Source organism: Streptomyces sp. MBT53 (assembly GCF_016654115.1).
GTDB lineage: Bacteria > Actinomycetota > Actinomycetes > Streptomycetales > Streptomycetaceae > Streptomyces.
Map to the genome: position 1 here is coordinate 1 of NZ_JAEQAZ010000023.1, position 14,023 is coordinate 14,023.

At 71.4% G+C, this 14,023-nt stretch carries 9 protein-coding genes and 1 tRNA gene; 8 read left to right on the forward strand and 2 right to left on the reverse strand.

The window, feature by feature from the left end; genetic code table 11:
- The 7 genes from JHN45_RS11285 to JHN45_RS11315 form a co-directional block, all read left to right on the forward strand.
- The coding region (locus JHN45_RS11285; RefSeq protein ID WP_201048914.1) for a septum formation family protein at positions 1 to 1,090 on the forward strand (1,090 nt) is incomplete at its 5' end.
- Positions 1,091 to 1,186: 96 nt separating this feature from the next.
- Entirely contained in the window at positions 1,187 to 1,384 is a 198-nt protein-coding gene (locus tag JHN45_RS11290) for a hypothetical protein (RefSeq protein WP_200712690.1), read from the forward strand.
- Between the two features lie 248 nt (positions 1,385 to 1,632).
- Positions 1,633 to 4,473 (forward strand): type I DNA topoisomerase, encoded by a 2,841-nt coding sequence (topA, locus tag JHN45_RS11295; RefSeq protein ID WP_201048915.1) that lies wholly within the window; start codon positions 1,633 to 1,635, stop codon positions 4,471 to 4,473.
- Positions 4,474 to 4,620: 147 nt separating this feature from the next.
- Entirely contained in the window at positions 4,621 to 7,923 is a 3,303-nt protein-coding gene (gene tmk / locus JHN45_RS11300) for a dTMP kinase (protein ID WP_201048916.1), read from the forward strand.
- Between the two features lie 131 nt (positions 7,924 to 8,054).
- Positions 8,055 to 9,260, forward strand: coding sequence for a DNA polymerase III subunit delta' (locus JHN45_RS11305; protein ID WP_200712693.1), 1,206 nt, complete (start codon positions 8,055 to 8,057; stop codon positions 9,258 to 9,260).
- Positions 9,261 to 9,360: 100 nt separating this feature from the next.
- Positions 9,361 to 10,977, forward strand: a complete 1,617-nt coding sequence (locus tag JHN45_RS11310; protein ID WP_201048917.1) for an alpha/beta hydrolase — start codon at positions 9,361 to 9,363, stop codon at positions 10,975 to 10,977.
- A gap of 107 nt (positions 10,978 to 11,084) precedes the next feature.
- A tRNA-Thr gene (locus JHN45_RS11315) sits at positions 11,085 to 11,158 on the forward strand.
- 128 nt (positions 11,159 to 11,286) lie between these two features.
- Here JHN45_RS11315 and JHN45_RS11320 read toward each other — a convergent pair.
- Positions 11,287 to 12,891, reverse strand: a complete 1,605-nt coding sequence (locus tag JHN45_RS11320) for a site-specific integrase (RefSeq protein ID WP_201048918.1) — start codon at positions 12,889 to 12,891, stop codon at positions 11,287 to 11,289.
- Positions 12,888 to 13,568 (reverse strand): helix-turn-helix domain-containing protein, encoded by a 681-nt coding sequence (locus JHN45_RS11325; RefSeq protein WP_201048919.1) that lies wholly within the window; start codon positions 13,566 to 13,568, stop codon positions 12,888 to 12,890. The genes JHN45_RS11320 and JHN45_RS11325 overlap by 4 nt, the downstream gene beginning before the upstream one ends.
- A 95-nt stretch (positions 13,569 to 13,663) precedes the next feature.
- On the opposite strand from JHN45_RS11325, the gene JHN45_RS11330 reads away from it, so the two are divergent.
- Positions 13,664 to 13,894, forward strand: coding sequence for a hypothetical protein (locus JHN45_RS11330; protein ID WP_101399825.1), 231 nt, complete (start codon positions 13,664 to 13,666; stop codon positions 13,892 to 13,894).
- The last annotated feature ends 129 nt before the right edge of the window (positions 13,895 to 14,023 follow it).

The following is a 14,023-nucleotide window of genomic DNA, read 5'->3' on the forward strand; positions in this document are numbered from 1 at the left end:
CGTGGGGCTGTTCGCGTACGGCCAGTGGAACCCGTACGCGAACAGCCCCACGATGTCCTACCAGGGGGCCTATCCGGGGGCCCGGCAGGAGCCCTACCGGGGAGGCGCGGTGCCGCCGCCGTACGCGGGCGGTCAGGGGCCGACGTATCCGGGCGGCCCGGGGCACGCGGTGGGTCCGCCGGGCGGTGGGCCGCGACGGCGGAAGCCGGTCGCGGCGGTCGTCGCCCTCGTGGTGGCCGTCGCTCTGGTGATCGCCGGCGGGGTGTGGGCGGCGACCACGCTGACCGGCGGCAAGGACACGGCGGCGACGAAGAAGGCGTCCCCGTCCGCGTCGTCCTCCGTGTCCGCGTCGCCGACCGGCTCCGAGTATCCGTACGGCCAGGAGGTCGGTCTCAAGAAGGCGCTGCAGACCGGCGATTGCGTGCACGCGGTGTGGACCGGGACGGCGTTCCGGTCGCGGCCCAACCTCGGGGTGGTGAGCTGCGCGCACGACGTGCCGGACGGCCAGGTGATGGCGGTCGACACGGCGAGCGACTTCGCCGACGCCCGCGACCACGGGGCCGAGCGGTGCGCGGGCAAGGCGAAGGCGGCGGCCGACTCCCTGGCCGACGCGGACGTCTACGCCCTGACGCCGACACAGGCGGGCTTCGGGGCGGCCGGGGGCGGTACGGCGTGTCTCGTACTCGGCCGTCATGTGCCGATAGGCGGCGAGATAGGGCGCTTCAGGGACACCGGGGCGAACGTGTGGACCACCGAGATGAGCGTCGGCGACTGCTGGCTGTACGTCGACCACAAGACGTACTTCACCGCGACCCTGACCGACTGCGCCGACGAGCACACCGACCAGGTGATCGGTTTCGTGACGGCCCCGAAGACGATGGCGTTCCAGGAGGCGCTGCAGCAGGGGAACAAGCTGTGCGGCAACAAGTTCGAGTCGACTTGGGCGCCCGGAAGCGACCGGTCCGTCTACGGATATCTGTCCGACGAGAACAACTGGAAGGCCGGATTCAACTCGGTCGTGTGCACGGTGGGCCAGGCGGACCACTCCAGGACGACCGGGGCGATATCGTCCTCGGGCACGGCCGCCTGAGGGCTGTGCGCCGGGAATTCACCGGGGGTTGGCCCGCCCGTCGCCCACGGCTGCCAGCCTCCCAGACCGGGGTATCCGGGTCGGGAGGGGACACGCATGGAGAGCGGGCCGGCGATCTTCGCGGGGTTGGTGTTCGCCCTGTTCGGAGGCGCGCTGCTGCTGTGGACCGCGGTGAGGGTGCGGCACCGTGAACCCGTGGCCCAGGGTGTGAACCCGGTCGCATCGGCGACCCTCGCGGGCGTCGTCGCGCTCGCCGCGCTCCTCCTCGGAACCTGGTGCTTCCTGCACGTCTGAGCGCCGCGGCCGGGTCGGCGCGCGGGTAACCGGGGGATCACCCTCCGGATCGCCCCGAAAAGGCCGGTGGGGACTCCGGGCGGCAGGAATGGCGGTAGTCGGGTTACCGTTCGAGTGGCCGTTGCGGGCTTTTCCCGTTTGACACGGGGGCGGGATGTACCGTCACACTCCGCAGCGTCACCATGACCCGACCCCGGGCCGAGCGGCTTCGGGGGAGGCCCCAGCGTCGACCGGAGAGAAGAGCGAAGTTGTCCCCGACCAGCGAGACCGCACACGGCGGCCGCCGACTCGTCATTGTCGAGTCCCCTGCCAAGGCGAAGACGATCAAGGGCTACCTCGGCCCCGGATATGTCGTCGAGGCGAGCGTCGGGCACATCCGTGACCTTCCCAACGGCGCCGCCGAGGTGCCCGAGAAGTACACCGGCGAGGTGCGCCGCCTCGGTGTGGACGTCGACCACGACTTCGAGCCGATCTATGTGGTCAACGCCGACAAGCGGGCCCAGGTCAAGAAGCTCAAGGATCTCCTCAAGGACTCCGACGAACTCTTCCTCGCCACCGATGAGGACCGCGAGGGCGAGGCCATCGCGTGGCACCTCCTCGAAGTCCTGAAGCCCAAGGTCCCGGTCAAGCGCATGGTGTTCCACGAGATCACCAAGGACGCGATCCGCGCCGCCGTGGCCAACCCGCGCGACCTCAACCAGCCCCTGGTCGACGCCCAGGAGACCCGCCGTATCCTCGACCGCCTCTACGGCTACGAGGTCTCGCCGGTCCTGTGGAAGAAGGTCATGCCGCGCCTGTCGGCCGGCCGTGTCCAGTCCGTCGCCACCCGGCTCGTGGTCGAGCGGGAGCGCGAGCGCATCGCGTTCCGTTCCGCGGAGTACTGGGACCTGACCGGCACCTTCGGGACCGGCCGGGCAGGTGACGCGAGCGACCCGTCGTCCCTCGTCGCCCGCCTCCAGGCCGTCGACGGCAAGCGGGTCGCCCAGGGCCGCGACTTCGACTCCCTGGGGCAGATCAAGAGCGCGAACACCCTCCACCTGGACGAGGACAACGCCCGCGCGCTGGCCGCCGCCCTGGAGCACACCGAATTCGCCGTCCGGTCCGTCGAGTCGAAGCCGTATCGACGCTCGCCGTACGCCCCGTTCCGTACGACGACCCTCCAGCAGGAGGCCAGCCGCAAGCTCGGCTTCGGCGCCAAGGCCACCATGCAGGTCGCCCAGAAGCTGTACGAGAACGGCTACATCACCTACATGCGTACGGACTCCACGACCCTGAGCGAGACGGCCGTCAGCGCCGCCCGTGCCCAGGTGACGCAGCTGTACGGCGCCGACTACCTGCCGGCGCAGCCGCGTGTGTACGCCGGGAAGGTCAAGAACGCCCAGGAGGCGCACGAGGCGATCCGCCCCTCGGGTGATCGTTTCCGCACCCCGGCCGAGACCGGCCTGACCGGCGACCAGTTCAGGCTCTACGAGCTGATCTGGAAGCGGACCGTCGCCTCCCAGATGAAGGACGCGGTCGGCAACTCCGTCACCGTGAAGATCGCGGGCACCTCGTCCGACGGCCGGGACGTCGAGTTCAGCGCCTCCGGCAAGACGATCACCTTCCACGGCTTCCTGAAGGCCTACGTGGAGGGCGCCGACGACCCGAACGCCGAGCTGGACGACCGCGAGCGCCGGCTGCCCCAGGTCGCCGAGGGCGACGCGCTGTCCGCCGAGGAGATCACGGTCGACGGGCACGCCACCAAGCCCCCGGCCCGCTACACCGAGGCCAGCCTCGTCAAGGAGCTCGAAGAGCGCGAGATCGGCCGCCCGTCGACGTACGCGTCGATCATCGGCACGATCCTCGACCGCGGCTACGTCTTCAAGAAGGGCACCGCCCTGGTGCCGTCCTTCCTGTCCTTCGCCGTGGTCAACCTCCTGGAGAAGCACTTCGGTCGGCTCGTCGACTACAGCTTCACCGCCAAGATGGAGGACGACCTCGACCGCATCGCCAGCGGCGAGGCCCAGGCCGTGCCGTGGCTGCGGCGCTTCTACTTCGGCGAGGGCGAGGCGACGGGCGCCGCCGAGGCCGGCAACGGCGACGGCGACCACCTGGGCGGCCTCAAGGAACTCGTCACCGACCTGGGCGCGATCGACGCCCGCGAGGTGTCGTCCTTCCCGGTCGGCAACGACATCATGCTGCGCGTCGGCCGCTACGGCCCCTACGTGGAGCGCGGCGAGAAGGACTCCGAGAACCACCAGCGCGCCGACGTCCCCGAGGACCTGGCGCCGGACGAGCTGAGCGTCGAGCACGCCGAGGAACTGCTCGCCAAGCCGAGCGGCGACTTCGAGCTGGGCGCCGACCCCGAGTCCGGCCACCAGATCATCGCCCGCGACGGCCGCTACGGCCCGTACGTCACCGAGGTGCTCCCCGAGGGCACCCCGAAGACCGGCAAGAACGCCGTCAAGCCGCGTACGGCCTCGCTGTTCAAGTCGATGACCCTCGACACGGTGACGCTCGCCGACGCCCTCAAGCTGATGTCGCTGCCGCGCGTCGTCGGCAAGGACGCCGAGGGCGTGGAGATCACCGCGCAGAACGGGCGCTACGGGCCGTACCTGAAGAAGGGCACGGACTCCCGCTCGCTGACGGCCGAGGACCAGCTCTTCACGATCACTCTCGAAGAGGCGCTGGAGATCTACTCCCAGCCCAAGCAGCGCGGCCGGGCCGCCGCCAAGCCGCCGCTGAAGGAGCTGGGCACCGACCCGGTCAGCGAGAAGCCCGTCGTCGTCAAGGACGGCCGTTTCGGGCCGTACGTCACCGACGGCGAGACCAACGCGACCCTCCGCTCCGGCGACAGCGTCGAGGAGATCACCCCGGAGCGCGGCTACGAGCTGCTCGCCGAGAAGCGGGCCAAGTCGCCCGCCAAGAAGACGGCGAAGAAGGCCCCGGCGAAGAAGACGGCGGCCAAGAAGGCGCCCGCCAAGAAGACGACGACGGCCAAGAAGACCGTCGCCAAGAAGACGACCACGGCCGCGAAGAAGACCACCACGGCCGCCAAGACGGCGACGGCCAAGAAGACGGCCACCTCCAAGGTGACGTCCGAGGACTGACGGCCCGTTGCCCGAGGGCTTGAGGCGCGCACGCTTCCTGCACCGCAAGGTCTCGAAACGAACGCCCCGGCATCACTTTGGTGTCGGGGTGTGCGCAGGTCCGGGCGGGCGCGGCTCGATGTCGGTGGCTGCCGATAGGCTGAAAGCATGACGCCAGCCGAGCAGCCAACGGCCCACCAGCCGGCCCCCGACGACGCCCTTGTCGCGGACTCCCGCGAGCGTGCCGTCCGCGCCCTGCTGCGCCGGCCGCAGCTCAAGCGGTTGTGGAGCGCGCAGTTGGTGACGGGTGTCGGTGACACCCTCGCCCTGCTGGTCCTGGTCGTGCTCGCCCTCCAATCGGCGATCGCCCAGGGCTCGTTCGGCGGTGGCTATCGGGGTGTGGCGTTCGCGGTGGCGGCCGTCTTCGGGGCGCGCATCCTGGCGACACTGCTCTTCGGGGCGGTGCTGCTCGGCCCGCTCACCTCGCTCACCGCGCAGGACGGCCCCCTCGACCGGCGCTGGACCATGGTCGGCGCGGACGGTCTGCGGGCCGCGCTGCTGATCAACGCCCCCCTGTGGATCGACTGGACTCCGGACAACGCACTGGCCCTGCTCCTGGTGACCACCTTCGTCGTAGGAGTCGCCGAGCGCTTCTGGACGGTGTGCCGCGAGAGCGCGGCCCCCGCCCTGCTGCCGGCCCCGCCGCCGGAGGGCGCCACGGTCCGGCCCCTGCCCGACCACATGGACGCCCTACGACGGCTGTCGCTGCGCACGAGCTTCGTGTCGATCCCCCTCGCCGCCGCCGCGCTCGTCGTGGCCGCGCTGCTCAACAACCTGCTGGGCACCGGCGTCGCCTGGTTCGCCCAGCACCAGGCGGCCCTCGGTTCGTACGTCGCCGCCGGACTGTTCGCCGCGTCCCTCTCCGTGCTGACCGCCCTGGAACTGCCCGGAATCCGCACCCCGCGCGCGCGGTCGCCGCTCGAAGGACTGCGCCGCCCCAGGACGGGCACCGGCGTCGACAAGGGCCGTACGGGCGCGATCGCGCTGCTCGTGGTCGCCTGCGCGGCTGTCGCCGGGGCGATCTCCGCCGCCGTCGCCGTGTCCGTGCTCCAGGCCAAGGACCTCCACGGCGGCCCGGTGACCTTCGGGCTGCTGGTGCTCGGACTGACCGGCGGGGTCGTGGTCGGCATCCGTACGGCGCCCGCCCTGCTGCCCACGCTGTCCCGGCGCCGTCTGCTGACGCTCGCGATCGCCTTCACCGGTATCGCGCTGCTCGCCGCCGGCCTGGTCCCGGACCTCACCACCGTGCTGCTGATCGCCGCCCTGGCCGGCATCGGCGCGGGCGTGGCCGCCAACACCGGGCACACCCTCCTCGACCAGGAGGCCGAGGACTACCGCAGGGCCCGCACGACCGAGCACCTGCACGCGGTCGTCCGGGTCTCCGTGGCGCTCGGCGCGCTGATCGCCCCCCTGGTGGCCGCGCTGATCGGCCCGCACCGCCTGGAGAACGGCAAGTTCGTGTTCGCGCACGGCGGTGCCGCGTTCACCCTGATGCTGGTCGGCGCACTGCTGCTGCCGGTCGCCGCCCTGGTGCTGGCCAAGGTCGACGACCGCTCCGGAGTACCGCTGCGGCACGACCTGCGGGACGCGCTGCTCGGCGGCGACGACCCCGACACCCTGCCCGCGAGCACCGGCTTCTTCATCGCCCTGGAGGGCGGCGACGGCGCCGGGAAGTCCACCCAGGCCGAGGCCCTCGCCGAGTGGATAAGGGGCAAGGGACACGAGGTCGTCCTCACCCGTGAGCCCGGGGCCACCCCGGTCGGCAAGCGGCTGCGGTCGATCCTGCTCGACGTGTCCTCGGCGGGACTGTCCCACCGCGCGGAGGCGCTGTTGTACGCCGCCGACCGCGCGGAGCACGTCGACACCGTCGTACGGCCCGCCCTGGAGCGCGGCGCGGTCGTCATCTCCGACCGCTACATCGACTCGTCCGTCGCCTACCAGGGCGCCGGCCGCGACCTCTCCCCGACCGAGATCGCCCGCATCAACCGGTGGGCCACCGACGGACTCGTCCCGCACATGACGGTCCTGCTGGACGTCGACCCGGAGACCGCCCGCGAGCGGTTCACCGAGGCGCCGGACCGACTGGAGTCGGAGCCCGCCGAGTTCCACGCGCGCGTGCGGTCCGGTTTCCTCACGCTGGCCGCCGCCGACCCCGGCCGCTACCTGGTGGTCGACGCCGGCCAGGAGCCCGAGGCCGTCACCACGGTCATCAGGCACCGCCTCGACACGGTCCTGCCGCTCTCCGAGGCCGAGATCAAGGCCCAGGAGGAGGCGCGCAAGGCCGCCGAGGAGGAGGCCCGCCGCAAGGCCGAGGAAGAGGCCGCCCGCAAGGCGGAGGAGGAGCGCCTGGAGCGCGAGCGCCAGGAGCGGCTCGCCCAGCTGCGCGCCGAGGAGGAGGAGCGCAAGCGGCGCGAGCTGGAGGAGGCCCAGCGCCGCGAGGCCGAACGCCAGGCCGAGGAGGCCCGCCGGCGCGCCGAGGACGCCCGCAGGCGTGCCGAGGAGGAGAAGGCCCGCCTCCTCGCCGAGGAGGAGGCCCGCGCCGCCGAGGAGACCCGCCGCAGGGCCGAGGCCGACCGGCTGCGCAAGCAGGCCGAGGAGGAGGCCCGGCTGCGCGCCGAGGCCGAGGAGCGGCGCCGCGAGAAGCAGCGCAAGGCCGAGGCGGCACTGCTCGCGGCCGAGGAGGCACGCCGGTTGGCGGCGGAGGCGGCGGCCGCCGCAGAGGTCGCCGCACGGCAGCCGACGGCTCCGGTGGTTCCCGCCGCTCCGGAGGTCAGGTCCGAGGCGTCGACCGTGCAGACGCCGTTGGTGAAGGCTCCGGGGGCGGCGAGTGCGGGTCCCGGCGGGCGGACCGCGGACGACACGGCCGTGCTGCGGCCGGTGACTCCCGGTTCCGGCTCCGGTTCCCGGGACGAGACGGCCGTACTGCGGTCGGTGTCCGGGGACTCCGGGGCGCCCGACTCCGAGACGACGGCGGAGTTGCCGCAGCCGCCCGCTCCCACGGGGGCCGCGGACGAGACGGCGGTCCTGCCGCCGGTGTCCGCCGCCGAGGAGACGGCCGTACTGCCGCCCGTTCTGTCCGGCGCGGCCGACGAGACGGCCGTGCTGCCGCCGGTCGGTGCCGCGGACGAGACCGCGGTGCTGCCGCCGGTCCGTGACGACGATCCGTCGGGCCGGGTGCCCGAGGGCTTCTTCCGCGACGAGCGTCCGGCCGACCGCACCCGCGAGCTGCCCCAGGTCGACGAGCAGGGCACACCCCGACGCCGGCCGCGCCCCGACTGGGCCGAGGAGACTCCGCTGGACGATCTGCCCTCGCTGGCCGACGAACTGCTCGGCCCGCACGAGGCCGGCGACTTCGACCAGGACGACGACACGGGTCGCGGGCGGGGCCGCGGCCGGGGACGCAGGGGCTGACGGCGTCGGGGCGGGGGGCGGTTCCACACTGCCCCCCGCCGACTCTCGTCGACTGCCCCGGCCCCCGTTGTCAGTGGTGGCCCGCACAATGGATCGCGTAACCCGAAGCGTGACGAAAGGGCCGGTGACCCATGACCGTGTGGGATGACCTGGTGGGCCAGGAGAAGGTGAGCGAGCAGCTCGACGCCGCCGCTCGGGACGCCGACGCCTTCGTCACCGCCGCGACCACCGGCACGGCCCCGCCGGAGGCGTCGAAGATGACGCACGCCTGGCTGTTCACGGGCCCACCCGGCGCGGGACGGAACCAGGCGGCGCGGGCCTTCGCCGCCGCGCTGCAGTGCGTGAGCCCCGACCGCGCGCTCGGCGGCAGCCCCGGCTGCGGCTTCTGCGACGGCTGTCATACGGCGCTGATCGGCACCCACGCCGACGTCACCACGGTCGCCGCCGTGGGCACCCAGATCCTCGCCGACGACATGCGGGACACGGTCCGCAAGTCGTTCACCTCGCCGGCGACCGGCCGCTGGCAGATCATCCTCGTCGAGGACGCCGAACGGCTGAACGAGAAGTCGGCCAACGCCGTCCTCAAGGCCGTGGAGGAACCCGCCCCCCGCACGGTCTGGCTCCTCTGCGCCCCCTCGATCGAGGACGTCCTCCCGACGATCCGCTCCCGCTGCCGCCACCTGAACCTGACGACGCCCTCCGTGGACGCCGTGGCCGACATGCTCGTACGCCGGGAGGGCATCGAACCGGCCGTGGCCGCGGCCGCCGCGCGCGCCACCCAGGGGCATGTCGACCGGGCCCGTCGCCTCGCCACGGACCCGGCCGCGCGCGAGCGCCGGGCCACCGTGCTGAAGCTGCCGCTGCGCGTCGAGGACGTGGGCGGCTGCCTCAAGGCCGCCCAGGAGCTGGTCGACGCCGCCGCGGAGGACGCCAAGCAGCTGGCCGAGGAGGTGGACGGCAAGGAGACCGAGGAGATGAAGGCGGCCATGGGCGGCGGCCAGGGCAGCCGGATGCCCCGGGGCACGGCGGGTGTGATGAAGGATCTGGAGGACAAGCAGAAGCGCCGGAGAACGCGTACGCAGCGCGACAGCCTCGACCTCGCGCTGACCGACCTCACCGCGTTCTACCGTGACGTCCTCGCCCTCCAGCTCGGCTCACGGGTGGCGATCGCCAACATGGATGCCGAGGACGCCCTGGAGCGGCTGGCCCGCGCCGGTTCCCCGGAGTCCACGCTGCGCCGTATCGACGCGATCGGCGCGTGCAGAGACGCGCTCGACCGGAATGTGGCGCCGCTGCTCGCGGTCGAGGCGATGACCTTGGCGCTCAGAGCGGGCTGATCCTTCGGGTGTTTCGGGCGTGAGGTTGACGACGTAACTCGTCCGGGGTGGATTGTGCACACAGGGCGTTCAATTGGTTGCGCAACGTTACGATCGCCTGATGCACATCAGGCGCTCCCTCCGCCAACCCAGTCGGCCCGGTCGGGCCCGCCGAAGCCGTCGGACGGGCGGCACGCTGCTCGCCGTGGCCGCGCTCCTCGTGTCCGCGTCTACCGCCTGCTCCTCAGGGAGTTCGACGACAGCGGCGAGTCCGGCCGCGGCCGTGGTGCTGGCCGCGCTGCCGCAGTCGACGCCGTCCACGCTCACGCGGTACTACGGGCAGAAGCTCAGCTGGCGCACCTGCGGCGTCCCCGGCTTCGAGTGCGCCACGATGAAGGCGCCGCTGGACTACGCCAAGCCCACCGGCGGGGACATCCGGCTCGCGGTCGCCCGCAAGAAGGCCACGGGCAAGGGCAAGCCGCTCGGTTCGCTGATGGTGAACCCGGGCGGGCCGGGCGGTTCGGCGGTCGGCTATCTCCAGCAGTACGCCGGGATCGGCTACCCGGCGTCGGTCCGCGCCCGCTACGACATGGTCGCGATGGACCCCCGGGGCGTCGCCCGCAGCGAGCCCGTCGAGTGCCTCGACGGCCGGGCCATGGACACGTTCACGCAGACCGACACCACCCCCGACGACAAGCGCGAGACCACCCGACTCGTCGACGAGTACAAGAAGTTCGCGGAGGGCTGCGGCGCCCACTCGCCCGACGTACTGCGCCATGTCTCCACGGTCGAGGCGGCCCGGGACATGGATGTCCTGCGGGCGGTACTGGGGGACCGGAAACTGACGTACGTGGGGGCGTCGTACGGGACGTTCCTCGGGGCGACGTACGCGGGGCTGTTCCCCGACCGCGTCGGCCGTGTCGTCCTGGACGGCGCGATGGACCCCTCCCTCCCGGCGCGCCGGATGAACCTCGACCAGACGGCGGGCTTCGAGACGGCGTTCCAGTCCTTCGCGAAGGACTGCGTACGGCAGCCGGACTGCCCGCTCGGCGGCAAGGCCACGACACCGGCCAAGGTCGGCACGAACCTGAAGGCCTTCTTCCGCAAGCTCGACGCGCACCCGATCCCCACCGGCGACGCGGACGGCCGCAAGCTCGGCGAGGCGCTCGCCACGACCGGAGTGATCGCGGCGATGTACGACGAGGCGGCCTGGCCGCAGCTGCGCGAGGCGCTGACGTCGGCGATGAAGGAGAACGACGGCGCGGGCCTGCTGGTCCTCTCCGACAGCTACTACGAGCGTGACGCCGACGGCCGCTACTCGAACCTGATGTTCGCCAACGCCGCCGTGAACTGCCTCGACCTCCCGGCCGCGTTCTCCACCACCGACCAGGTCGAGAAGGCGCTCCCCGCGTTCGAGAAGGCATCCCCCGTCTTCGGGGACGGCCTGGCCTGGGCGTCCCTGAACTGCGCGTACTGGCCGGTCAGGGCCACGGGCGAACCCCACCGCATCGAGGCGAAGGGCGCCGCCCCGATCGTCGTCGTCGGCACGACCCGCGACCCGGCGACCCCGTACCGCTGGGCCCAGTCCCTGGCCCGCCAGCTCTCCTCCGCCCGCCTCCTCACGTACGTCGGCGACGGCCACACCGCGTACGGCCGCGGCAGCACGTGCATCGACTCCGCGATCGACACGTATCTGCTCCGCGGAACCCCGCCGGCGAAGGGAAAGCGCTGCTCGTAGCGCCGGCGCGGCCGCGGCCGGGGGTGCGTCCGGGGGGTGTACGGAGCACCCCCGGAAACTGTGTAGACTTTCCGACGTTGCTGATCGCACCATGGTGTGGACAGCGCGCCGCCTTAGCTCAGATGGCCAGAGCAACGCACTCGTAATGCGTAGGTCTCGGGTTCGAATCCCGAAGGCGGCTCCGGAAAACCCTGGGACTCACTCGCCGTGACCTGGGGTTTTTCCTTGCTCGGGGCATGACGCGTCACACGGCCGGGGTGCCGCGAGATGGCTTGCGTGAGCGATGCGTGAGCGGAGCGGTCCGGTGCCCTACTTCTTGGGCTTCTTCCGCTTGCCCTTCCTCTTGGCCCTGGCCTCGGCTTTCGCCTTGTCCTTGGCCTTCTTGGCGGCCTTACGGGCGGCCTCCTCCGCCTCGGTCTTCCGCTGAAGCGGAACCAGCCTGGCGGTGGCCTCGGCCGCGTTCTTGCCGACCTGCGGCAGAACGCTCTGGTAAATGTCCCGCGTGATCCGGGTGTCGCTGTGCCCGAGCGTGTCCGACACGATCTTCACGTCGATGCCGGCGGCGAGCATGAGCGTGGCCGCCCCGTGCCGGAGGTCGTGCAGCCGGATCGGCGGGAGCCCGGAGGCGGCGACGAGGCGCTCGAAGAGGTCGGTCATCTTCCCGGGATGGAGCCAGGAGCCGTCTTCCTGGGTGAAGACCATGCCGGTCTCGACCCACGCTGATTCCCACTCCTCGCGGTCCGCGTCCTGCTGTTCGCGGTGCCGTTTCAGGACGTTGACGGTGTCGTCGTCGAGCGCGACCACGCGGAAGCCGCTGTCGGTCTTGGGCTCGGAGGTCTCGACCTCCCACCCGTCCTGGACGAGCTGGGCGGAGACGGTCAGGGAGTGGTCATCGAGGTTGGTCTCCGACCAGGGCTGCGCGCATGCCTCGCCCCGCCGCAGGCCGCGGAAGGCGATCAGGTGCCACATCGCGTACAGCCGGTCCTCCGCGAGGATGTCGAGGAACGCGCCGGTCTGTTCGGGCGTCCAGACCATGACGGGGGAGGGCTTCTCGCCTGTCTGCTCCCACCTGGCGACCCGCGCGTCGGTCCACACCAGGGCCTTCGGCTTGCGCACGGGGTCGAGTTCGACGTGCGCCGCGGGGTTGAAGGTGAGGATCTGCTGGCCGATCGCGTCGTTCAACGCGGACCGCAGCGTGGCCTTGATACGCAGCCGGGTAGCCGGACCGGTCACACGCCGGAACGGTGGCATGGCATCGATCGCCGTCTTCATCGCCTTGCGGCGGGCGCGGTTGTCCGTGCCCTTCCACGGCACGGTGGCCAACTCCTCGACCGCGGCCCGGCGCTGGTCGTTTTGCTCCAGGATCTCGGCATTGGCATCGGCGATGGCCGTGAACATGTCGCTGAGATGGCTCACGCGCAGCCGATCGAGACGGTGGTGGCCGATCCGAGGCTTCAAATGGAACCGGATATCGGTCTCGTAGCGGCTGAGTCCCGACTTGCGGATGCGCTTACCGTCGAGCCATCGGTCGAGCCACTCACCGACGGTCAGGCGGCCGATCAGGTCCTGACCGGACTTCAGGCGCCGCCGGGTCTCCTCGACATCCGGCAGTGGCGACTTCTCGTCGCCGACCTCCTCCAACATGGCGGCGATCAGCGCCATGCCCTCAGGGTCGTCGGTGTCGGCGAGGCCGAGCAGGGCGCGGACGTGGTCGAGGTCGGCTTGGGCCGCCTTGAGGGAGTCGTAGCCGGCGCGGCTGAAGGAACGGCGGGTGCCGTCTTCGCGGGGCGGGAGCTCCTGACGTATCGAGTACGAGCCGTGCTTGCGGCTGGAGAGCTTCGGGCACTGCTTACCGAGCGGCTTACCGGTGTGGGCGTCGCGGCAGTAGCAGCGGCGGTGGGTGGAACCCTTCAAAGATCATTCTCCTCTGTGGTGTCGCCGACGGGTGGGTCGACGTCGGCGAGTTCTGGTGGCAGGTGCGGTGGTGTGCCGCCGTCTTCGCGGATGAAGGCGCGGGCGCTGCGGAGCCGGTACTTGGCTTCCAACGCTCTTTCGGCGTAGTCGGCTTGGGCGAGTACGGCTTCCTCGCGCTCGGCCTGGTTGGGTGCCGTCTCGGCTTTCCAACGCTCGTGCTTCTCGCCCTTCAGAGCGGCCAGGGCGGCGCGCTGGTAGCGGACGTGGGCGCGGAAGGAGCGGAGCATGTCGTCTTCCATGCCGAAGTCCTCGCTGTCGCCGGTGAACCAGCGCATGGCAGCCCAGGTTGGTTCGGAGTGCTGAAGGGGAAGGCGTTGGACTCGGTCGACGTAGCCGACGGGGTAGAGCAGGCAGATCGGGTAGGTCCGCAGGGCTTCGGCGAGGACGAGGACGTCGACCAGGGGCAGGCTGGCGCGGCGGCCGGACTCCATGTTGGCGATCACGTTGCGCGGGATCGGGCGGCCGATCTCCTCGCAGCGGTCGGCCAGGTCCTGGGCGCTCATGCGTAGCTCCTTCCTGCGTCTGCGGACCTCGGTGGCCACCGTGGCCATCACCTGATCCACCCACTCCGGGACGTCGTCCTCGTCATCTCTAGGATCAATACGGCGTTGTGTCATGGAGACACATTAGCTTCCCGATGATGGTTAGTGATCGCCTGGAGCCGGACGTGATGCCGCGTTCGCCGAGGGCTCACTCATGGACGGAGCGCTGGATGCGCGACAACGAGACCGCCGAGCAGCCCAAGGGCATGACGCGAGCGGAGCTGCTGGCCCTGCCTGCCGCCGTTGACCTGGACACCGGCAACCGCGCGCTGGGGCTGGGGCGGAGCAAGGGCTACGAGCTGGCCAAGCGGGGCCAGTACCCCTGCAAGGTCCTGCGCCTGGGCAAGGCGTACCGCGTCGTGACCGCCGACCTGTTGAACCTGCTCGGCCTGGCCGCATGACCACCCGAGCCCATAGCAGACGCTTCTGCGCTGAGCTGACACAGAAACGCTGGACTGTGGCCGGACGTGGACGTACTGTCCGTGTTCCCTCGCCCCGGCCAAGGAAGCGAGAAAGCCCCCGGCGGGCCA